This window comes from Nitrospira marina (assembly GCF_059568365.1).
The window spans coordinates 1275798-1296481 of sequence record NZ_JCANTH010000001.1 but is presented as its reverse complement, the minus strand read 5'-3'; the positions used below and the strand labels follow the sequence as shown (position 1 = coordinate 1296481).

General features: G+C 49.7%; 21 protein-coding genes, 1 pseudogene and 1 riboswitch. Of the genes and pseudogenes, 12 read left to right on the top strand and 10 right to left on the bottom strand.

What is annotated here, in order from left to right:
• The first annotated feature begins 658 nt into the window (after positions 1–658).
• From LX98_RS05355 to LX98_RS05335, 5 genes are all read left to right on the top strand, one after another.
• Complete coding sequence (locus LX98_RS05355; RefSeq protein WP_496427912.1) at positions 659–2932, top strand: sulfatase-like hydrolase/transferase; 2274 nt, start codon at positions 659–661, stop codon at positions 2930–2932.
• Between the two features lie 33 nt (positions 2933–2965).
• Positions 2966–4336, top strand: coding sequence for a BamA/TamA family outer membrane protein (locus LX98_RS05350; RefSeq protein ID WP_496427911.1), 1371 nt, complete (start codon positions 2966–2968; stop codon positions 4334–4336).
• 60 nt (positions 4337–4396) lie between these two features.
• Positions 4397–4924, top strand: coding sequence for an ankyrin repeat domain-containing protein (locus tag LX98_RS05345; RefSeq protein ID WP_496427910.1), 528 nt, complete (start codon positions 4397–4399; stop codon positions 4922–4924).
• Between the two features lie 105 nt (positions 4925–5029).
• On the top strand, positions 5030–5476 hold the full coding sequence (locus tag LX98_RS05340; protein WP_496427909.1) for a Spy/CpxP family protein refolding chaperone: 447 nt from the start codon (positions 5030–5032) through the stop codon (positions 5474–5476).
• 412 nt (positions 5477–5888) lie between these two features.
• Positions 5889–6260, top strand: a complete 372-nt coding sequence (locus tag LX98_RS05335; RefSeq protein ID WP_496427908.1) for a hypothetical protein — start codon at positions 5889–5891, stop codon at positions 6258–6260.
• A gap of 56 nt (positions 6261–6316) precedes the next feature.
• Here LX98_RS05335 and LX98_RS05330 read toward each other — a convergent pair whose 3' ends face one another.
• Complete coding sequence (locus tag LX98_RS05330) at positions 6317–6757, bottom strand: HIT domain-containing protein (RefSeq protein ID WP_496427907.1); 441 nt, start codon at positions 6755–6757, stop codon at positions 6317–6319.
• Between the two features lie 305 nt (positions 6758–7062).
• On the opposite strand from LX98_RS05330, the gene LX98_RS05325 reads away from it, so the two are divergent.
• A complete protein-coding gene (locus tag LX98_RS05325) occupies positions 7063–7872 on the top strand; it encodes a dioxygenase family protein (protein ID WP_496427906.1) in 810 nt (269 codons plus the stop codon).
• A 44-nt stretch (positions 7873–7916) separates the two neighbouring features.
• On the opposite strand, the gene LX98_RS05320 is transcribed toward LX98_RS05325, so the two are convergent.
• Positions 7917–8582 (bottom strand): glycerophosphodiester phosphodiesterase family protein, encoded by a 666-nt coding sequence (locus LX98_RS05320; protein WP_496427905.1) that lies wholly within the window; start codon positions 8580–8582, stop codon positions 7917–7919.
• A 502-nt stretch (positions 8583–9084) separates the two neighbouring features.
• Positions 9085–9174, top strand: a riboswitch (cyclic di-GMP riboswitch).
• Between the two features lie 205 nt (positions 9175–9379).
• Between LX98_RS05320 and LX98_RS05315 the strand changes: the two genes are divergently transcribed.
• Together LX98_RS05315 and LX98_RS05310 are read left to right on the top strand one after the other, a co-directional pair.
• Positions 9380–11113 carry a hypothetical protein gene (locus LX98_RS05315; protein WP_496427904.1) on the top strand — a complete coding sequence of 578 codons (1734 nt, stop codon included), beginning with the start codon at positions 9380–9382 and terminating at the stop codon, positions 11111–11113.
• 203 nt (positions 11114–11316) lie between these two features.
• Complete coding sequence (locus tag LX98_RS05310) at positions 11317–11724, top strand: cupredoxin domain-containing protein (protein WP_496427903.1); 408 nt, start codon at positions 11317–11319, stop codon at positions 11722–11724.
• Between the two features lie 253 nt (positions 11725–11977).
• Here LX98_RS05310 and LX98_RS05305 read toward each other — a convergent pair whose 3' ends face one another.
• The 7 genes from LX98_RS05305 to LX98_RS05275 form a co-directional block, all read right to left on the bottom strand.
• The gene (locus tag LX98_RS05305) at positions 11978–12706 is read right to left on the bottom strand and encodes a ZIP family metal transporter (RefSeq protein ID WP_496427902.1); all 729 of its coding nucleotides are present in this window, start codon (positions 12704–12706) and stop codon (positions 11978–11980) included.
• Between the two features lie 146 nt (positions 12707–12852).
• A complete protein-coding gene (locus tag LX98_RS05300) occupies positions 12853–13011 on the bottom strand; it encodes a hypothetical protein (RefSeq protein ID WP_496427901.1) in 159 nt (52 codons plus the stop codon).
• 92 nt (positions 13012–13103) lie between these two features.
• Positions 13104–13622, bottom strand: coding sequence for a c-type cytochrome (locus LX98_RS05295; protein ID WP_496427900.1), 519 nt, complete (start codon positions 13620–13622; stop codon positions 13104–13106).
• Between the two features lie 102 nt (positions 13623–13724).
• Complete coding sequence (locus LX98_RS05290) at positions 13725–14321, bottom strand: superoxide dismutase family protein (RefSeq protein ID WP_496427899.1); 597 nt, start codon at positions 14319–14321, stop codon at positions 13725–13727.
• Between the two features lie 90 nt (positions 14322–14411).
• Positions 14412–14876: a c-type cytochrome gene (locus LX98_RS05285; RefSeq protein WP_496427898.1), complete on the bottom strand. Its 465-nt coding sequence runs from the start codon at positions 14874–14876 to the stop codon at positions 14412–14414.
• Positions 14877–15383: 507 nt separating this feature from the next.
• On the bottom strand, positions 15384–16670 hold the full coding sequence (locus LX98_RS05280; protein ID WP_496427897.1) for a DUF2130 domain-containing protein: 1287 nt from the start codon (positions 16668–16670) through the stop codon (positions 15384–15386).
• 74 nt (positions 16671–16744) lie between these two features.
• Positions 16745–17233 carry a TIR domain-containing protein gene (locus LX98_RS05275; RefSeq protein ID WP_496427896.1) on the bottom strand — a complete coding sequence of 163 codons (489 nt, stop codon included), beginning with the start codon at positions 17231–17233 and terminating at the stop codon, positions 16745–16747.
• A 154-nt stretch (positions 17234–17387) separates the two neighbouring features.
• Between LX98_RS05275 and LX98_RS05270 the strand changes: the two genes are divergently transcribed.
• The 3 genes from LX98_RS05270 to LX98_RS05260 all read left to right on the top strand — a co-directional run bounded on the left by LX98_RS05270 (position 17388) and on the right by LX98_RS05260 (position 19176).
• Complete coding sequence (locus tag LX98_RS05270) at positions 17388–18080, top strand: SDR family NAD(P)-dependent oxidoreductase (RefSeq protein WP_496427895.1); 693 nt, start codon at positions 17388–17390, stop codon at positions 18078–18080.
• Positions 18081–18142: 62 nt separating this feature from the next.
• Positions 18143–18346, top strand: coding sequence for a hypothetical protein (locus LX98_RS05265; protein WP_496427894.1), 204 nt, complete (start codon positions 18143–18145; stop codon positions 18344–18346).
• Positions 18347–18744: 398 nt separating this feature from the next.
• Positions 18745–19176 (top strand): hypothetical protein, encoded by a 432-nt coding sequence (locus LX98_RS05260; protein WP_496427893.1) that lies wholly within the window; start codon positions 18745–18747, stop codon positions 19174–19176.
• Positions 19177–19446: 270 nt separating this feature from the next.
• Here LX98_RS05260 and LX98_RS05255 read toward each other — a convergent pair.
• Positions 19447–20160, bottom strand: a pseudogene (locus LX98_RS05255) (carbonic anhydrase).
• 99 nt (positions 20161–20259) lie between these two features.
• Here LX98_RS05255 and LX98_RS05250 point away from each other — a divergent pair.
• Positions 20260–20613 (top strand): TraR/DksA C4-type zinc finger protein, encoded by a 354-nt coding sequence (locus LX98_RS05250; RefSeq protein ID WP_496427892.1) that lies wholly within the window; start codon positions 20260–20262, stop codon positions 20611–20613.
• Positions 20614–20684: the final 71 nt, after the last annotated feature.

Here is a 20684-nt window from a genome sequence, read left to right as displayed (position 1 = left end):
CGGACAGCCGCAATCCTGAAGACATCTTAACCTTCGTCAAAAATTTTTCATTTTCATACAAAACTTTTTCATTTTCTACATTCGTCTGTTGTGGTGGGATCTTTCCTAATTGAGACCACTTATAGCCATCGGTGGGACTCGCACGACATTCCCCGCTTTTGAACTTTTTGGCCTGGGCTGATTATGAGCAATATTGAACAGACTAGACCCGGTCTTTTGATCATACTGGAATCAGCATGTGGGCTTTCTGGATGAGATCCACATTGGAGTTCCCACATGCGGGAGGCCATCAAGAGTCCGCTGAGAGAACAAGCCATGCCGGAGGATGCAGAGCCATACACACCATTTATTCCGGCGAGAATCTGTTCCGTCCAAGGCGGATATGTATCTGGCGCTTGCTTTGGAGAAAGAAAGGTAACCCCAAAAAGCGAATCCATGCTGAATACTTCGTCATGCTCCTGATCCGAAATGGACCAGCAAACGACACCATTTATTCTAAATTTATAATGCCGAACAAAAATGCGCCGACTATACACCGGCCATTTTTGCAGGCCTAAACGGATGGGAGTTGGAAGACAGTTGTCCCCAAGAATCCGCCCGCACGAACGTCCCGGACTACTCAGCCCGTATGATGCGGCACTCTTTCGAAACAGGAATTATGAATCGTTTTCTTATCCCACCTGCCCTTTTCCGGCTTTTCAGGCATCCCCGGTCGTTTTCGTATCTGTTGTGCTGGTGGGGGGTAATTCTTATCGGCATCCAACAAGCCGAACGGTGGTTTCTTCTTCCTCTCGTTATAGTAAGAGAACCACCGACCATCAGTCTCTTGGGCAAAACTCTTCTCGTGGGGGGCCTCAGTGACGGCGTGACAGCCAGTGCGGGAATTCTTCTGGCTATGATTCTCTCCCTAGCTGGCATACCCGTAAGCGTGTTTCTGGAAAGACCTCCCGGCTCGAGATGTTTGATTTCCGTCTATCGACGGACACTTCAGTGGGCTCTCGTACTATTAGCTGCACTGTTCTTGATAAGCGCCATGGTGGACATTTCATACTATCGTTTGTTTCACCATCACCTGAATTTCCCATTCTTTGAATACGTGGATGAAGCCTTCCAAGCCAGTCGCCACTATACGGAATCTCAGGGCTCCAACCAAACCATCGCGGAATTGGCTGAAGCCGGGAATTGGCTCAGGTATCTCATCCCATATTTCGTCCTTCTCGCTTTGATCATCCTGACAGGAGTCTGGGGAACGAATCGCCTCTGGTCTCATTCGATATTCGCCTACGCACACACCACTCACTTTCAGTTCCGGGCAGTCCTGTTTGCCGTTCCATTTGCCCTTGGAGCGGCCGCATGGAGTCCCTTGCTTCCAGAGGCTTTTACCCTGCAAATTGAAAGTACGGCCTATCATAACTTAGCTCAAAATCCAATCCTCTCTGCCTCACGCCCGCTTCAAGAGTACATCCGATCCCAAGGGATGTGGGCACCGGCGCAGCTTTCCCGACCCATGAGTGCGAACAAGGCATTAACCGTCACCCATCAGATTCTCGCTCCATCGGCACGATGGCCATCCCTTCAATATCCTCTGATCAAAGAACAATCCACCATCCCGCCATTCATGCTTCCCTCACGAGTGAATATCCTCGTACTGTTGGTTGAAGGCCTGGATCGACGTTTTCTTGGAAAGATTCTATCCCTTTCTAATCCGGCACAGGAGGGAACGAACCTTCCCTCAAGAATCGCTCTCACTCCATTTCTTGATTCCCTGCGGCAAGACAGTGTGTATTTTGAACATTTTTTCAGCAATGGGGTGCAAACCACCAGAGGCCTCCTGGCCACCCTATGCTCAGTATTTCCGAGGCAAGGAACCGCCGTCATCAAGACTCGCAACACGCATGAGTATCTTTGCTTTCCCTCTGTGCTCCAGAAGGCCGGGTACCGGACAGAAATGATGATGGGCATCGATAGCGATATTCCGGGTTCACGTACATTTTTAGCCAGAAATGGAATCGAGCAGATCTCCGGTGGTCAGGACTTTCCCGCGGAGGCGGAGCGAATGGGCATTGGCCTCACGGACGGCGCATTGCTTGATGTCCTGTACCAACGAGTCACCGAATTGCAGCAGCAGCCAGACCCCTATTTCCTTGCTGCCCTCACAACCGGGACTCATCATCCTTTTACGATTCCCTTGCGGTACCCTGAAGTTCGGGCATTGAAAGATCAGCCTGATCCCTATCTGGCAGCTCTTCGAAATTTTGATCTTGAATTTTCGCAGGTATTTACCCGTCTCAAACGTGACGGGCTGTTGACCAACACCATACTCTTCGTCCTGGGAGACCACGGCCGACATGAATCGGTAGGCTTCACGGAAGGCGAACGGGTGGCAGGACATTTTTCGACCCCTCTATTCATCTGGATGGATGAGGCGCTCAGAACACAACTCCAGATCGTGCCCCATACCGTGACAACCGTCGGCAGTCAGGTAGATATCGCACCGACGATATTGTCGCTCACTGGTCTGACCCCGAACCGCACCCCTTTTATGGGAAGAGATTTGACTTGCCAACTCATCAGGAACTGTGCGTCGGATAATCTGGCGTATCTCAGCAATATGTATGATGATGCGGTAGGAATTGCCGATGCTCAAGGAATCTGGTGGTATGCGTTTGATACCGGATTGCTCAACCATACCGATCTGGATCTGCAGACACCTGTCACGCACCCCTCCCTTGATGATATAGATGCGGCGCACGCTTATCGTTCCATGATCGGTCTCTACCTCACCGCCAATACTCTCATCGAACACAATCGGATCTGGACGTGGGGGGAATTCGACTTACCATTCACTCCACCCGGAACCTTGCATGCCGTATCTCCATTTCGCATCCCTGATTTGACTCCTGATGAAACCCATTCTCTCCACTATGAATGAACATCATGACCACTCATCCGAAAACCATGAACCATGCGCCGACAATTTTCCGGGTCTTTCAACAAGATCGTTACCTTCGTGACTTTTGTGATGTGCGGAGCGGGTATTTTCCCAGAAACCTCCCTGGGGCAAAACGCTCCTGATCCTGACCGGGCCTCTCAGAAGCGGCAGGAACGATTCAAATACGACCCGGATTTTCCAGTACAGGGTACGGAAGGACAGAGAGGGGAAGCAAAACAGGAAAAAGCCAAAGAGGAAGCGATCAGGTCTCTTCCGACCAAGGGAGAATTTACGGTGTTTCCCGTCCCGGCTTTCGCCTACAGCCGCAATGAAGGGGCCTATTACGGTTTCCTCGTCCCGATGCTCCGATCAAATGCGAATGGCCATTTAGAAGACATTATTGCTCCCCAATATTTGCATAATAAGTATATCGGTGAAACATTGACCTTGAACTACTATGGATATCCTTCTGATACCACGCAATACAGTGCGATCCTGTCCTACTCCACTAAAGTTCAGCGTGATATCGATCTGTCTTACAAAAATGTTGGGGCAGGAGGGGGGCGGTATATCCTGGCGGGCCGGGCCTCCTGGTTTAAAAATCCCTTCCGGCGATTTTTTGGCATCGGGAGCCAAACCAATGAATCCGATGAAACCTCTTATACGTCAAAGGAAATACTAGTGGATCTCACTGCCGGGATCCATTTAGCTCAGGATATTGCCCTTATGTGGAGCGAGCGGTACCACCAGGTACGCGTCGACGACGGAATCATCAATACGCTGCCCGACATTCAAGAGGATTTTCCAAACACTAACGGCATTGGCGGAGCAGATATTCTGGGACATAAACTGACATTTCGTTATGACACAAGGGACCGCCAATTAATCTCCACGCAGGGAACCTATTTGAACGTGTCCGTCGAATGGAATCAGAATTTCAAACAACAACCTGTGACGGACTGGTGGCGAACCACCATTGATGCCCGCCATCTTGTCCCACATTTCCATAACCGTCTGGTTTTTGTATCCCATTTGTATGCAGACACTGTTAAGGGGGGAACACCGCCCTTCTATGAACGCCCAACCTTGGGAGGAGAGGATTCCCTTCGAGCCTTCGGAAGAAGCCGATTCATCGACTCCACCGCCCTGGTAATTAATCTGGAAGAACGGGTGCTGATTCGACAACAAAAAATTTTCGGATATCTCCTGGACTTTCAAGTCGCGCCATTCATCGATATTGGTCGTGTAGGATCCAATTTTAGCAGCAACACCATCCTCCACCCTCAGGTCAATCCTGGGATAGGATTCCGGTTCCTAGCCCGCCCCCATATCGTGGGTCGGGTTGATGTGGCGTATGGGAAGGATGGAGTCAATGTGTATGCCGGATTGGATTATCCCTTTTAAGGTGGTCAAGGTTCTCTTGAGTGATTGGGGATGAAAAGACATCCAGCCAAAGGACCCCTCATGAACAGGTACGTCTATCGTCTTGCCTACCTGGTCATGGCCTTGATTCTTTCGGGATGCGCCTTGTCGTATTTTAACGCCGCCACCAACGGCGACACGGAAAAAGTGTTGGCTCTCCTCAAGGATGGAACCGATGTCAACACCACCTTTCCCATTGTCAGGACCCACGCCCTAATGGTTGCGGCCGCATTCGGTCATGTGGACACAGTCGGCGCACTTATTGAAAGGGGAGCTGACGTCAACGCGAAGGATGTGACAGGGTGGACTCCCCTGCATGCCGCAGCATTTAAAGGCAACATGCAAATCATTCGCCTTCTTCTTGAAAAAGGCGCGGTCGCTGAGCCATCTACCTGGTTTTTGGAAAGTCCGTGGGTCATGGCGGAGGAGTTGGGATATACGGCAATCGTTCCCCTATTGAAACAAGCTGAATGGCAAACGGTAGCAAGCCGCCATCCCCTGCCCTGCATCACGGTGGATTCCGTGACGAATGACGCCCTCATGACCGCATCGTCTCAACACGTCTGTTAATCATTCTTGGAAACCCACCACACAGCTTCTTTCGGTTCTGATATACTGGATAGTTTTCCCATAACCGTTCACCCTGTGTATCATTTCTTAATCTAGGAGGTATGTATGAAACATTCACTCGAACACCAGATCACCCAAGCCGGTCAACGACCATGGCTGTGCCGACTGATGATCGCCGGATTGTTCAGCAGCGCATTGATGTTTGGTGCCGGAGCAGCCTGGGCAGATGGAGACGGGCATGGTTACGGGCATGATCCAAAATCCATGCTGGAGAAACTCACGCAGAAGCTGTCGCTCACACAGGAACAACAGGACAAAATCCTCCCCATCATTGAGGAAAAACACCAGAAGATGGAGGGTCTTCACCAACAAATGAAAGAGATGCGCAAACAGGCCATGGCAAAAATTGAGGCCGAACTGACGCCGGAACAACAAGCGAAATGGAAGGAAATGCAAGAAGAACGGGAAGCAAAGATGAAGGAATACAAAGAAAAGCATGGCAAAGATCGTGACAAAAAAGGCAAGCACGGCAAGGGCGAAAAGCACGATTAAGCTTAATCAAGAGTGGGGGACGGATCTATCCACTAACCCGTGCATATCCGTCCCTCTTCCCTAACCTTTCAGCATACTCCTGCTTCCTATCCTCCCCTGCAAAAGTAATCTCAGGCCATAATCTGTCTCTTCTTTCAACGACCCCACCGTGGTTTGCAAGGCTTACCGGGCTGGTATTTCCACGACTATCCATCCGTGACGTCACGGGCTCAAATAGAGAGACAGAAATCAACCGGGATGTCCGAAAAAAAATCAGGCATGAGGGTTACGGAGGGGTAGAAGGCCAAGCATGTCTGGCAAGACAGAAACAAAAAATTCCCAATGGCTCTTCTCAATTTCACAATAGACGCCATTATTGTTAGGGTATAACTTTCCAAATAGGGTTTATTCGACTACACAGGGAGATCAAGACATGCTTGAGGTGGTAGAGATTCGGGTCAGTTATCGATATGTGAAAGAGCATCCCTGGGTGGTACAGGGCATCACAGGGTTTCTTTCTGCCTATTTCATGGAAAAACCAGGATTTACTTTAAAACGACACTTTGACGAATTGGAAACCGGCATGCACGTCTGGTTGTGTGATGTTCCTCCCAAGATGAAAGTTCCCACGCTTCTGAGGCGGCTAAAGGATGACATTCCTCCCTGTCAATATACACAGCTCGAAACGAGTCCCCCGGCGCCACCGCGATTTCTCATCGATTCACTGGAGCCGGAATCCGCCTCTTCCTCTTCTACTCCAAACGAAGATTTCGAAGCGAATGAGGATGGAAGGACAACAGGGTAACAACACGGAAAGCGCCACGAGGTGAGCTGAAATTCACGCTCGCTAGGCTGAGCAGACTAGAGGGGTTGATTGGGATCGATGCGCAAAGCGGATCGAAGAAGGTGGACCCGTTCGGACAGCTGTTCAGCGGAAAGCCGGACAGGCTCATGCGGCACACACCACACCGGTTTCAATGGATCGGGATCGGTCTTGAGCCTTGGAATCAGATGCCAGTGGATGTGAGGCACCTGATTCCCGAGCAGTTCATAGTTGATCTTCTTCGCGTCAAAAACCTGTGTCAGTATCTGCGCCACGTGGGTGACTTCCTCCATCAACATGCGGCGCGCAACTCCGGATAAATCAAACAGTTCGGAAGCATGGTCTTTCAACACCAATACGGTCCAGCCCGAAAAAAACTGGTCCTCAAACACAAACGCTCTGGTCAGACCACAATCGACAAGAAAATGATCCTTGAACGGCCATGCTCCAACACATATTTTACAAGATGGCTCAGTCACGGCAACAGAAAAAACGAGGGGATCAAGAATTCACCAATAGAGAGTAAAGATTTCAGGGACACCACACAGAAGAGACGAAGCCGATTGGGCCCATGACACCTTCTGTTATTCCGGGACAACATACCGCACATTCACTTCATCTTGAAAGGCTACATCCTGCATCCGGTATTTGAAAGTACGGAGAATATATGAAAAAATGACCGAAGAAGCGAACGGTTTATCCACTGTCCAGAGTTGTCACCCGTCCGCCATCAGCCTTACGGTTACCATAGTCTTGCACTTCCAAATTTGAAGAAGGAATCCCTATGACAATAGAACCTCATAACTTGTCCAGAAGAACCCTGTTAAAGCGGGGTATGGGCATCTTCGGCTTGTTAGCTGGAGGCCTCATTAGCTCCTCCAGCCTTGCAGAAATACTCAAGGAACCAACTCCACGTCAATCCCTGGGACCATTTTTCCCCGACGAGGGAGACCCAATAGATGCCATTCGCGAAAACCACGGGATCGGCATTCCCATAAGTCAGGCGAACGATCAGGATCTCACGTTTGTCAAAGGTCGCAGGGGAAAAGCCAAGGGACAGGTCATTTATCTGAGAGGAAAAGTCCTGAGCGCAAAAACCGGAAAGGCGATACCTCGCACTGTGATCATCATGTGGAGTGCCTCAGCCTCCGGCCGATACAACCACAAAAAGGATGACAGTATGTTGAAATTTCCCCATCCCACGACCGGAAAGATCATTCACCGGAACTACGATGCGTATTTTCAATACTGGGGACGAGCGGTCACCAATGAGCAGGGAGACTATTGGTTCAAAACCATTGTTCCCGGCTTTTACCCCATTGACCTGGAAGCCGGACTGTACCGCCCTTCCCACCTGCACTTTCAACTGTTCCCTCCAGAGCATCCAAAACTGGTCACACAGCTCTATTTCCGGGGCGACCAAATCCCCAACAATGAACTGAACCAGAAATTACTGCCAATGGATGTGGTCATTCTGGATGCGGGACTCACAACAATCGATTTAGAGAGGGTCATCGTGGACTATGCACCGGACGCATCGGGAGAGATATCAGATGGCTTGATCGGTCACTACGATTTTTTGGTGCCAAACTAGGAGAAACAGGGTTTTTCTGAAAAGGCTTTTGAGCGCAAGACCGGCTAGATCCGTTCGGGGAAGTTAGAAATAATTCCATCGACCCCCAGTCGCTTCATCCGTGCAATATCATCAGGCTCGTCAATCGTATAGACAAACACTTTGATATCTTTCGCCTGAAGCGCCTGCACAAGCCCAGGCGTCACAATATTCAACGCCAATCCAGCATGAGTTGCTTGAGCTTCGATAGAAAAGGCCGTGGAATGTATGGGCGCGACCTCGATTAGCGCCAACGTGAAAGCATTTTCCATCAATCTCCTCACGGTCAACAGTTCTTCATGAAAAAACGAGGCATAAATCACTGTCCCATGAAAGTCGGTCGCCTCCACTTTCGCACAAACATCCGCGGCGATTCCCCTCACCTTCAGCTCAATCATGGCACCGGCCCTTCCACTGAGACAGGCGAGAGCTTCTTCAAGGAGAGGAACCCTCTCGACCCCTCCCACCTCCAATTCCCGAAGTACGCTTAGCGATAATTCCTCAATTTTTCCCTCCCCGTTTGTCATCCGGTCAACCGAATCATCATGAAGGAGCGCCAGGGCTCCATCTGCCGATCGCCGGACATCAAACTCGACCATATCGACACCAAATTTGATTGCGAGCTCCAGAGCAGCCAGCGTATTCTCAGGTGCATGGCCCGCCGCACCCCGATGTCCGATCCGAAGAGGCATTCGGATGTGATCCCTTTCGTGGGTCATAAGCGGATTATTTGGAGGTGTTGAAGGAACTGTATCCCGCATCGTGCCGAGCTATGACCATAAAAGTGCCCACGCTGAAATTGACGCTGTCCCCACCAAGTTTACCATGCCACCTTTTCAACATTCCGTTACTGGTACGATCCATACCTACCTCCTATCTACTTTCTTAGTTTGACCATCTTTATCAGTTTGTAATGACATTACCAGCTACTGTTGAAAATCGTTTCATAACTTGGACAGTAAAGGACTGGCGAGGCGCTTTTTCCAGTTTCGCCGCGAGTCAGACCTTTCATCTTAATAGATTTCTCCGCACCGACAACTGAGAAATTCGGTAAAAAAAATGCAAAAACCTCCACCAAGTGTATACCGAACTTTCTGGCGAATCCTTAGCCTAACCTTGACTTAAACGAACTTGAATTAGGATCTGTGATGATTTGGAAAGGGTTTTTAAATCATGCCGATAAAGGTACCAGAAAATTTACATAGGCAACCTCGTCTGAAAAGATGAGGGTACAAAGTTACCGGCCTAAGGGGCGAAATGCCTTATGGCAGCGGGATTGCCGAAAGGTTCGAGAAAACGCATGGTAGAATCTGCCATATTTCTTTTCTTCTGCCCGTAGTCAGCGTTCTTGGCCCGCCTGTCGAGCCATCCTGTCCTTTTGGCTTTCTCAAATGAATCCAGGGCTTTGCGCCAAGGAATATTCACGGTTGTCTTCTCATTCACCCGGGACATTCGGCCGGTGGAGCACGATTATTAAAGGGAGCGGTTCGTGCAAGTCAGCAATGATATTTTCGCAACTGGGTTTTCTCCTATTTCTTTGGCGCATGCGTCTATTCGAACGCATGCCATTTCACAAGCGCCACCTCCCTCTGTCGCTGCGACCGAAACCGAGGACGAACTTCGCTTACTTCGACAACACGTTCTCTCTTTGAAAAAAGCTTTAAACTCCTTTAAGAATCCCTTTCCGTTATTCCACCGGGCACGAGTAGGCGGCGAACAAGCGCAGGCAGCCACCACAAGTTCTTCCGCCGACCTGGGGTTGGGATCCACGCCTGCCACCGCAACAATCCGCCAATCGACGGAAGAAGTGAATACCACCCCGACCTCTTTTTCTCCCTTTGGCCCCACATTTACCGGAAGTTCAACCAGTACGGCTACTCTCAGTGGTGTTTATGATGGCGATAATGGCAACGATACTTTAACGTTTCAGGTCACCAATGGGGGCATTGTAGGAGTTTCTCCCGTCCTAGGCCTTGAGGTACGCAATAGCCAAGCGCAGTTGGTGGAAACCATTAGCCTGACTCTCTACCAACCCGATGATCCCTACACGTTGCAAAATGGGCTGGTGCTGAGCCTGGGATCAGGATCCCTCACTCAAAATGATACATTTACGGTAGCCGTCTCGAATTCGGTGGGAAGTGCGGTTAACCCCGACAAACCTTTTAATGGAACGAGAAACGACAATCCCAACCTGGAAGAAGGGTTTGGGGTCTCTGCCGGCTCATTTCAGGTGAACGGGACGACCATTGATGTTTTTGCCGACGACACCATCAACATGGTGCTAACCCGGATCAATCAGTCGGCCGCCGGAGTAACGGCCACGTTTGACAGTGACAACGAGACGGTCGTCCTGACTCACAACACCCTAGGAGCCTCCCCGACCATTGCGCTGGGAAGTGATACGTCGGGATTTCTGGCTGCAACCAAACTCACCGGATCTTCCTCGGTTCAGGGACAAGATGAAATACCGGACGAAGAAAAACCGTTAGGGACCCTCTCCCAGTTTTCCTCGGTGCAAACAGGGTCGATCTTACTCAATGGTGTCGCGATTTCAATCGATGTGCTTTCAGATTCTTTAGAGGATGTGCTGACCAGGATCACCACCTCTGCCGCAGGCGTCACCGCTACATTGAATGCATCTGGGCAGCGGATCATCCTCACTTCCCCGAACCAATCCCTGGAGGTCAACAGCAACGGCACAGGGTTTTTTGCCGCGGTTGGCATTTCTGAAGATACCTATGATCCAACCGTGGGAACCACAGCTTTCATTAAATCCCGACAAGGGCTTTCCCCTTTTCAAGCCAAAGAAATTGCGGACACCCTTCAAAAGGTCGCCAATTCCATCAACACCATTTTTCAAATTCAAAAAGATAAAAAAGTACTTGGACCATCCTTCGCCAATATTCAATCAAATCTTAAAACCGCGGTCTCCGATTCCTTTCATTCGGAAGGACCACGTTTTAAAAGTCAGGCCGGGATTAATTTCAACTTTGGAAAAGGCGCCAAACACGTGCTTGAGTTGTCGTTGTCTGGATTCTCCAGAGAGTTTCTGGTGTCCAAGCTAGAACGAAATCCGTCGTTGGCTAATGATCTCCTATTTGGCCGTTCATCATCCAATAAAAAGGGACTTGTCGATAACCTACTTGCTGTAGCGGCCCAAACGGCAAAAGACCTTAATGCCAAACTGGGCTCAACGGGTGTTTTTGTGGATGTGCACGTCTAAAAAAATTATAGTGAACTCTTTCTCGTGAGGGGCAGGCAGATAAAAGAGACTCGTAGCCCTCTCCCATCGCTGTGCTTTCCGGGTGTATAATGAATCGTGAGGTCTAAGCTTTGGTCTCTGAGATGATCTAGAGTAATCAAGGACGAAAACAACGAGAAGGCGAACTATAAATTCCGGCAACAACGTATGGGAGCAACAGAAAAATGATTGTGGGAAAAATGTCTTGTGTGTTTAAGCCATTACATATTGGAGGAACGGTCATTTTTTTAATGATGGGCATTGCTTTGATTGTGCCTTTTACGTCAGCGGCGACTCCTACATTTCGGATTACCCTGAACACTTTCTCCCCGTATTATTCCCCAAAATTTGTTGAACTTGCCGCTGGCACCCTTATTTCTTGGGAAAATCCAACGGCCGATATTCATTCCATTACCCACGATGGGTGTAAAAGCGGTGGACAATGTGACTTTGATTCCGGACCTATTGGACCCAATCGAACCTTCACGGTCAAGCATTTACCTCCAGGTTATTATCCCTACCACTGTTTATTTCATCCCATCATGCGAGGAACTCTAGTGGTGCTAGAGTCCCCTAGCCCAAGAAGGACCTGATCCGGCGTTTTCCTGAATACGGTTGTCACGTGGGTAAGATTGAGAATGAACCTATGGGCATGGCTAGGGTTAGTCGTTAGAAAGGTCTTTGTGGGTTCATAGGTATCTCCATTTCTCACACCCAATTGAAGTTTTTCAATTGCAAATCATGCTTTGAATTTTTTCCACGGCTGCGATTCTCCTTTGACCGTGTTCGGACCAATGTGTCACCCCCTCGGTTAGCAACTATAAAAATTAGTTGGTTTTTCTGGAATTAGCCGTGAGTAAGGATAATACCGAGGGCGACCACAACACCGCCGCCCATGGCTGCCAGACTGTAGGGACGATCTTCCCGCTCGGCTAAGGGCAGAAGATGCGTGGCTCCCACATACACAAACGCCCCGGCTGAAACCGCCAACATCGCGCCCAGGACGGTCTCATTGATCTGATGGATTATGGGGATGGCCAACAATGTTCCAATCGGTGTGGTCAGAGCCGCAGCCAGAAAGGCCAACAGCCATGACTTTTTTGGACTGAACCCGCTACGAAGTAAAAGCACATAGGTGACGATCCCTTCAGGAAACTCATGCAAGACCATACCAATCCCCGCTAACGTTCCGGTTAAGACGCTGACGCTAAACGTGATGGCATACACGACTCCATCCAATGTCGAATGCAGGCCGATACCGAGCAAAGGAATCAGTCCAATGGCTGTGTCGGGAGTGCTATCGCAGACATAGGCATGAATGAACCGGTTGATTAAATGAAAGGCCAAATAGCCCGCCAGCAAATACACGGGCGCCTGGTCGTTCATGTGGAAGGCATGAGGAATGATATGGAGAAAGGCTACCGAAATCAGCACACCTGCTGCGAAACAGGAAAAATACGTGGCATTGTATTGTCCCCATGTTCCAAACCGACGAATGACATAAAGGCCTGAGGTGGTGACTCCGGCCGCGAGGAAACTGGCCAGAATGGCATAACCGTAATGAGTATTCGTCATGAAGTCGGGTCACTTCTGGGATGGTTGTGAAAAGATACCTGCTATACCCAGCAGGCATGACAAATTCAGGTAAGAATTCTAGTCGTTACCAGGAAGAGAAACAATAATTATTGCACAAATTTGCATTAATCCTGCAAATGAAAGACTTAATGGCATTTCACGCAAGCATGGATGGTCTGCTCGAGATGAGGGAGGATCTGCTTGAGGTCTTTGGTCGGGATCACTGCGCCCAGCGCTTCCGCAGCCTGATGATGGGCCATCGCCAACTCATGGTATTCCGGCCGGGAAGGTGGCACCCTGCTCACGCTGCATGGCCTCATGGTGTTTTCGAAACCCAGTTCCTCTTTTGTCAAAGTAGCCCTGTTATGGTTGTGTGACGGCATACACTTTCTGTCTATTAGCGATTCATCATCATGCCCCGGCCCTGGTGCCGTCCGCCTCCCTGAGGACCTCTCCCTCCCCCATGTGATCCTCCGGAAAAACTTTCCTCATATTGCATCACGGTCCAAATCTCTTCATCCGATAACATCCCACCAAAGGGAATCATCCCGGTTCCCGGTGATCCGTATTTAATCACCCAAAAAATCTCTCCTTCAGACCGATGTCTCCAAAACCCATGTGACCGGAACACCCGAGGCGGCGGGTTGAGAGTCGAAGCCCCTGGGCCATCGCCGCGTCCACTCACCCCATGACAATTGACGCACGTGCCCTTGCCCTCATAGATTGCCTGGCCTTTTTCGACGATTTCCGGGGAGGACGGCAACGGGCTCTGCAAGGCTCGGGCTTCATCCAGCTTGTCTGCAGGGACGCGGGGCATCATCATCTGCTGATGCCCGTGTTGTTGTGCCAACAGCGGCGATCCACCCACCGCCAGCGCCAAGATAAGTCCACTTGCCCACTGAAATATCTGTCTCATCACTCCTCCTTGTGTATTCCCTTCATTGAATGCTTGCAGCCACATTATGGGATATGACCACTTCATTTCCTTGAACTAGGCGTCACGCCAAAGACGTTCTACTTACATCGAGGTTACCGGCTCAATAATTCCACAGGCATCACGAGCCCCACCGGCACATCCAGGATTGAGTTCGCTATCCTGATCGCAATAGAGATCTTCATTGGTGTGGATGATGAATGAACTGCCATCTTCATCAAACACGCTTAACCGGCCATCCGATAACGCAACCCGGGTGGTTACTGCATGCAGTTTCCCTACCCCGTTGACTACCGTGATATTGACCAAATCCCCCATGTGGAAGGGATGATTGAAGTCCGGCGCGTCAGGTGTGGACTTGCCAAAGGGCCCGGGATCATGATGACCTTTCGCAGCCCCACACGGCTGACAACTGGCAACCTCATGAATATGAACCGCATGCTTCCCATCCTTTAATCCCTTGACCTCCATCTGGACATAGAGTTTTTTGATGCCTTCTTCAGATTCAAATTCTTTGAGAGTGGCGGTTCCCGTAATGGCCGGATCCGTGCATCCTTGAATGGTCGCCTTGGCCGTCTTGGATATTTCGTGGTCTCCGTAATGACTACATCCCCCGACTACCGACAACATAAGAGCCGCAAACCCGACCATCTGACTTGTTCTGAATTGTTGTTCCCGCATGATGTCCCTCCTCTATGAGAATATATAAAAATTAGAGATGAACTCCTTTCACACCACTGCGTGTGTTCTTAGGAACATAGATGGCAACCATTATGTTCCTCTGAAAGTACGGAGATAGGCGATGATCTGCCAGGCCTCCTTGTCCGTAATATACTGCGGCATGTACGCCACCATATCGGTTCCATGACTCCCATGAATCAGAATCCAGAACAGCTCCCCATCACTTCTGGCTGCCTGCCAGGCCGCATCCGCAAAATTGGTTGGCATTTTGATATCAGGAGGAAAGGTTCGACCCGCGGTCGGTGCCCCCGTCCCCTCCCATCCATGGCAAAAGGCACACCAGCCCTTGCCTTCATAGAGTGTTTTACCGCTCGCAATAAATTCCTCGGTGAGGGTGAAGGGATTCGTAAAGGAAAGGGCCTGCTCCATACGATCGGATGGGACTCGTGGTTGAAGATCTCCGGCACTGCCCGCCCAAGCCGAGGCACAGGCGAAAGAAACCGTGGCAAGGATGATCCAGACTCTCAATTGCATCTTTTGCCTTAATATTTCCATCAGAACTGTCTCCTTGGTTGGTGATATAGACTCGGCTCTTACCCTGTCTCCGAAGGTTATTCCAAATTACGTGCCAATGTTAAAGTGGGGTTTTTCTACTGTTTTCAGTTTTCAATCATGGAAGTGAGGCAGTTTGCCTCACTCCTTAGAGTACGCAGACGGACAAATTTCCCCAAACCAGTGTCGTGTGGTGTGAGGCCACAATCCGCATGAAACTGAAACGGAACCTCTTCCATCCATTCAGCCATGTTCTTTTTTTTAAGGATGCGATTTGGCTTTACAGGCCGAACCTATTACAGGAAGGCCTAGTCCCCTAGAAACGAAAGCAAAACCAGAGAAGGCAGGAGCCCTGTGTTGATGGAAGGGTGAGAAATGTTGATGGATAGCAGAATGACTGAGGATAATTGTGGTATCTAGCTGTAAGACCACGGAGAACGAGTCGATACGGGCTTGATCATGCTAAGACCAAGCCTTTGCTGATGTTGAAGGAAGCAGAGACGGAAGTTCTTACAACAATTTTCCGTCGGATTCGTCCTTGGGCGCATCTAAGGCTTGGAGTTCCAGCCCTTCAATTTCCTGCAACGTTTTCCCGGCGATGCCTTGCAGGTCCCCGTACATGCCCACGGTCGCCATCATCACCCGATCGATTTGCTCTTCACGTTTAGCCCATTGCTTCATAATGACTTTCCGCTCTCTATCAAGATCCTCCTTCATCGAGGAGAACCCTTCGACGATCGCTTGAACCCGTTGCCGGAAGCGCGGACCCATTAAATACTGATAGACCATTTCCATTTTGGTTTGCTGTCCTTCCGAGGCCTGCCGGGCGCAAGCCACCTCCATGAGCGTATTACGCATGGCAATAGCCAGGGGAAGGGCAACTTTGGGATGAGTGACCCAGACGCCGTCGATGAATTCGAATGTGTCCACTTCTTTGGGTAGAGCCTGACTGACGATGATCGCAATTTCAGCTTTGGCCTGCCGCTGATCCTCACGTAACTTGATGAGCCAGACATCACTCCAGTTCTTGGTTCGCTTCGATTCCCACAAGATGGTTCCGCAGGCTTGGCCGAATGAGCTGGCAACCCGGTGCAGTACATCGCCGCCATGCTCGCCTTTGGCCACAGGTGAAATCTGATCCAGGGGGAATTTCGAGGTGAGCATGGCTTCGAGTTCGAGCTCCTGGACTTCGCCCTGAAGTTGTTGAGACCCCTGTTCAGCACGACGCTTGAGTTCTTCAATTTGTTTTTGCATGGAAGCAATGGTCTGCTCTTTCTCCATGACTTTAAATTTGAGCCCTTCTTCGGCTTCTTTTTTGGCCTGATCCCGGGTGACAGTAAGTCCCTCCTGGACGCGCTTTTCTATAGTGAGATCCAATTCGCGTTTGGCGTCATCCAGTTCCCGTTGCTTACGGAGCAGATCGGCTTGAACTTTTTGTGCTTCCGCAAGCTTTTCATCCTTTTGTTTAAGTATTTCTTGAATCTCACGTATTTCTTTAGATTTCTGGTCGAGATCATTGGAGAGCGCCAGCCTGGCCTTTCTCGCTTCTTCCGCCACAATTTTGCTGCGTTCGAGTTTTAGTTTGTCAGCCACCTGCTCTTCGAACCGCTCCTGAGATTTGGCAAGCGAGGCTTCGCGCTCACGCAAGGCCACATCCCGTTTGACGGCATCAGCATCTTTTTGAGCAAGTCGTTGCTCGAAGTCTCGCTTGGTGGCTTCGAGAAGAGGCGCAGCGAGCGACTCAGTCAGTTTAATTTCCGTTTTGCACTGTGGGCAGATGATCGTGGGTTCAGTCATAGAATTTCTTTTTGCTCTTCAATTGAATAATAGAAATATCTTCCGTCGGGATAGGACCTGAATACTCCTAAGGATTATTTGGCCAGGATTTTATCCAAACGGGCCTCGACCTGCCGAAACAATTCCAGCGCAAATTGATCACGATGAGAACCCGAACATTCCCCGTAGGCTTTCGGGGAGGCGAAACGTGGGCGATCCAGCCGAAAGATTTGCGTCTGGAGTAAACCTTTCAGATCATGCCGTTCCAAATCGATTGGTTGCAACATGACCGGAATAACGGATTGACCTCCACTCTTCACAAACTTGGGAAGTTCGTGATCCTGAATATATTGGGACCCGAGCAACGCAGGGCTGATCAGGACCAATCCCACGTCGCACTCTCCCAAGGCGTGTTGAATTTCTTCGTGCCATTTTTCGCCTACCAGGATATCGCTATCCCGCCAGAAGGTATAGTGATACTGTTTGGAGGGCGCGGCCTGCTCTTTAAATTTTTTTAAAAATCGAGTCGCCAAATCACGATTGGCGCGGGCATAGGACACAAACACGGTGATGTTCTTTTTCATACTCGTGTAAGCAGGGGCGGACGATCTGTCGAACCATCCTAGCCAACACATGCCACAATGTACAGGTCAGGGTCCTTCTGATTGCTCCCTCTTCACTTACAGACTTTTTCATGCCAGGATTGTAGCTTTACCCACCATCTCAGTTGGCCCTTGAATGACACGGAAGATTCTCCTAATCGGCAATTCTGATGGAATCGGAGCAGCAGTAACCAATGCGCTTTTCGCTCGTGGTGAACATGTCGTCGGACTTTCGAGAAGTCCCAGTCCACTTGGTCCGGATGGCCCACGGCATATCGTACAGGATATCGCCACTCCCGAGTATCCGCAGGTTCTACAAACTCTTCTTGCCCAAGAAGGGCATTTTGACGCCTGCATATTTTGCGCGGCCATTGGTTCGCGATTGACATTTCCTGACCTCTCACAGGAAGCCCGCGTCGTTGACGTGAATTTCACGTCGATGGTGCGAACCCTGGCCGCCCTCGCCCCAGGCTGGCTTGAGCGAAGACAGGGGCACTTTATCGGCCTATCAAGTCTCGCCGATGATTTTTACAACGCCGACGCCCCTTCCTATACGGCATCGAAGGCCGGCTTTAGTAATTATTTAGTCTCCATGGGATTAAAGCTCCGATCGCATGGCGTGTACGTCACCAATATTCGCTTTGGGTTTGTGGATACGAAGCTGCCCAGGGCGTCCTGGAAGCCACTGATGATGACCGCCGATCGGGCCGCGGCCCATGTCCTACGATGCTTGGAAACAAAACCCTTGCAACTGAGCGTTCCCAAATCCGCAGGTCTCGCCATTCGAGGTATCCGTTGGATGCAGTCAATTCGAATATGGTGGTCCTAAAAACGGGTTAAACAACTGGCAAGATTTGACACAATTCGGAGCCTGACACAAAAGAGTTTCACATGGCCGCTGACGCGGGAAACGGTGTGCATGGAATTCTCTCCAATCCCTATCTGGATCAGGCTGCGAAAACGGTGCGATATGAATTATCAGTCACCATTCACGAAACCTGGAAGTTCAGCTATAAGCAAGATACGAAATTACAGATTCCAGGATGCCCTGAGGTGCTTCACCATACTGATCAAAACACCCTGATGCGTGTGTAAAATCCTCTACCCGTATGATCGCGAACAAAGGATAATTTTTGCCGCTTCTCAAGAGAGACATACTTTGTGATCGGAATTACGTCGTTTAATTTCTCCACTTGCTCCCCCACTCCAATCCCGTCAATCCTCCACACGACCAGAAGGCCTTTCCTCAAGACGTGTTATGGGACCAAGACTTATCCTTTGGACATAATCCGGGTTCTTCTAACAAAATTATCCCTACTGTCCGGACCCATTCGTTCATTACCATTCAATTAATTCATCGTCTCTTTTAAATATTCCGGAAAATGGCCGCTCTGGATAGCCTTTCCACCAACTCCCAAGAAAAGGTAGAAGGGCGTGAATTGACAGTATTTTTTAATTAATTTACCCGCGTGCTTAACGTAAGGAGTCTGCCAATGAAACGATATGGAATTATTACAGCCATGTTTCTTCTATTCAGTAGCACTTTCGCCACATATGGGTTGGCTCAAGACAAAGTGAAAACCAATGATTTTTGTCAACAGCATGCCAATCTGTGGGACAGTGAAGGGAGAATCACCCTAGAGGGGCATAAGATGTTATATCTTCAGCAACCGGACTGGTGGTTTGATTCAGAAAGTAAGGAATGGAGAGAATGGCCCTCACAAAAACCACAGTGGTCTCTCGACGAACATCAGAATCTGAACACTGATGGACCGGACTGGTGGTTTGATTCACAAAGTAAGGAATGGAGGGAATGGCCAAACAATCACCAGGAAACCCTAGAATGCCATAAACGAATCTATTTAAGTGGCCCCCAATGGTGGTTTGATTCACAAAGTAAGGAATGGAAACGGTGGCCAAAATAATCTGTGGATGCTGACTATCGAGTAAGTTTCTCAAGACTTTTCGTCACATCTATCTGGGCAGCCCGAATTGGTAATGGCTCACACCATTGCTAAATTCGGGCAGTCTACTTAAAAGAAATAGCCAAAAATACACGCCTCAATTCGAGATCCATTGATAGCGCATACCCATGCCCTGTACTTCAGGAATCGCCATCTGGTCAAAACCCCATCCTCTTACCTCCAAAATTCCGCCCCCACGAGGCAGGAGATGGTGAACGATTTTAAACCGGATCAAATAATGGTTGGCCCCATCTTTTCTCTGGGTTCCATGAAACAGTTGTTCTCCCAGTCGTACACCCACACGTCACCCGTCCCGATGGAATAGACCCATCCATGCAGGCGCAAATTTCCCCGACGCAATCCTGTTGCAACCGCCGGATTCGTCTTAAGATGATGGAGTTGAACCAACACAATTTCCCATATGGTAGCGGCAAAAAACTTGTCTTCCTGTAAATGCGTGTATAGATCTTTCATAATTCGCATTGTGGTCTCAACATGTTGCAGCCACGATTTGACAGCAGGAAGCTCCTGAAGTTTTTCCTGATGCTACAAGGCTGCTATCGCACCGCAATCCATATGTCCACAAACGATAATATCTTTTACTTCCAGGAGGGAGATCCCATAGTCAAGAGTGGCAGTGCTTCCCCCCATGGCCGCCCCAGACGTCGGAATTAAATTCCCCGCATTTCGATTAATAAACAAACCTCCCGGTTCCGTTTGGGGGAGCAGGGTAGGATCGATCCGTGAATCTGAGCAGGTCACCAATACGGCCCTTGGCTTTTGGTGGGCGGACAACCTCGTACAGCGCTCTTTGCTTTTTAAAAACACCTCTTCCTGAAACGTGATCACCCTTTCAATAATTTTTCCATTTGCTCTCCCTGCTAAATGATTCCTCTTATTTTCTTTTGTCGACCATTGGCCTTTCACGGTCTGGCTGGGGTACATTGAATTGACCATCGACCAAACCCAAGGCTGTTCATTGCTTATTCCCAGGTATTTATTTTATACGACAAGAGAGACATCGTCCTTTTTTCTTTTGCCCTCATGACACAGCCAACGCCTGATTACGACCATTTTCGTACAACGCTCCTAACCCTCCAGAGAGAATTGTTGGCCGTATCCTCCACCGGGCAGGAAGCAGCCCAACCAGTGGAACTGGACCAAACCACAGTCGGGCGCGTCTCACGAATGGATGCGCTCCAACAACAAGCGATGGCTCAAGCCGCCCAACAACGCCGGCACATTCAATTGCAGCGGATCGAATCAGCCCTCCAACGTCTTGAAAACGGCAAATTCGGCTGGTGTGTGAGGTGCGGGGAAGAAATTTCCAGAAAACGATTAGACGTGGATCCCACCGCCCCCCTCTGTATCGCTTGTGCCGATGGAAGAAACTTATAAGTGTCACAGTTCCTGCTCACCGACCCGTCTCCCACCAGAATCCACAAACGAAGGTGGAAACCTGCCATGAA

What these genes read in the sequence shown, in the direction of transcription:
- LX98_RS05250 (WP_496427892.1), top strand. Translation starts at nt 20,260, where the DNA reads ATGACACAGCCAACGCCTGATTACGACCATTTTCGTACAACGCTCCTA.
- LX98_RS05345 (WP_496427910.1), top strand. Translation starts at nt 4,397, where the DNA reads ATGAACAGGTACGTCTATCGTCTTGCCTACCTGGTCATGGCCTTGATT.
- LX98_RS05355 (WP_496427912.1), top strand. Translation starts at nt 659, where the DNA reads ATGAATCGTTTTCTTATCCCACCTGCCCTTTTCCGGCTTTTCAGGCAT.
- LX98_RS05275 (WP_496427896.1), bottom strand. Translation starts at nt 17,233, where the DNA reads ATGAAAAAGAACATCACCGTGTTTGTGTCCTATGCCCGCGCCAATCGT.
- LX98_RS05320 (WP_496427905.1), bottom strand. Translation starts at nt 8,582, where the DNA reads ATGCCTCTTCGGATCGGACATCGGGGTGCGGCGGGCCATGCACCTGAG.
- LX98_RS05265 (WP_496427894.1), top strand. Translation starts at nt 18,143, where the DNA reads ATGGCCGCTGACGCGGGAAACGGTGTGCATGGAATTCTCTCCAATCCC.
- LX98_RS05285 (WP_496427898.1), bottom strand. Translation starts at nt 14,876, where the DNA reads ATGGAAATATTAAGGCAAAAGATGCAATTGAGAGTCTGGATCATCCTT.
- LX98_RS05280 (WP_496427897.1), bottom strand. Translation starts at nt 16,670, where the DNA reads ATGACTGAACCCACGATCATCTGCCCACAGTGCAAAACGGAAATTAAA.
- LX98_RS05325 (WP_496427906.1), top strand. Translation starts at nt 7,063, where the DNA reads ATGACAATAGAACCTCATAACTTGTCCAGAAGAACCCTGTTAAAGCGG.
- LX98_RS05310 (WP_496427903.1), top strand. Translation starts at nt 11,317, where the DNA reads ATGATTGTGGGAAAAATGTCTTGTGTGTTTAAGCCATTACATATTGGA.
- LX98_RS05305 (WP_496427902.1), bottom strand. Translation starts at nt 12,706, where the DNA reads ATGACGAATACTCATTACGGTTATGCCATTCTGGCCAGTTTCCTCGCG.
- LX98_RS05340 (WP_496427909.1), top strand. Translation starts at nt 5,030, where the DNA reads ATGAAACATTCACTCGAACACCAGATCACCCAAGCCGGTCAACGACCA.
- LX98_RS05335 (WP_496427908.1), top strand. Translation starts at nt 5,889, where the DNA reads ATGCTTGAGGTGGTAGAGATTCGGGTCAGTTATCGATATGTGAAAGAG.
- LX98_RS05270 (WP_496427895.1), top strand. Translation starts at nt 17,388, where the DNA reads ATGACACGGAAGATTCTCCTAATCGGCAATTCTGATGGAATCGGAGCA.
- LX98_RS05290 (WP_496427899.1), bottom strand. Translation starts at nt 14,321, where the DNA reads ATGCGGGAACAACAATTCAGAACAAGTCAGATGGTCGGGTTTGCGGCT.
- LX98_RS05350 (WP_496427911.1), top strand. Translation starts at nt 2,966, where the DNA reads ATGCGCCGACAATTTTCCGGGTCTTTCAACAAGATCGTTACCTTCGTG.
- LX98_RS05295 (WP_496427900.1), bottom strand. Translation starts at nt 13,622, where the DNA reads ATGAGACAGATATTTCAGTGGGCAAGTGGACTTATCTTGGCGCTGGCG.
- LX98_RS05260 (WP_496427893.1), top strand. Translation starts at nt 18,745, where the DNA reads ATGAAACGATATGGAATTATTACAGCCATGTTTCTTCTATTCAGTAGC.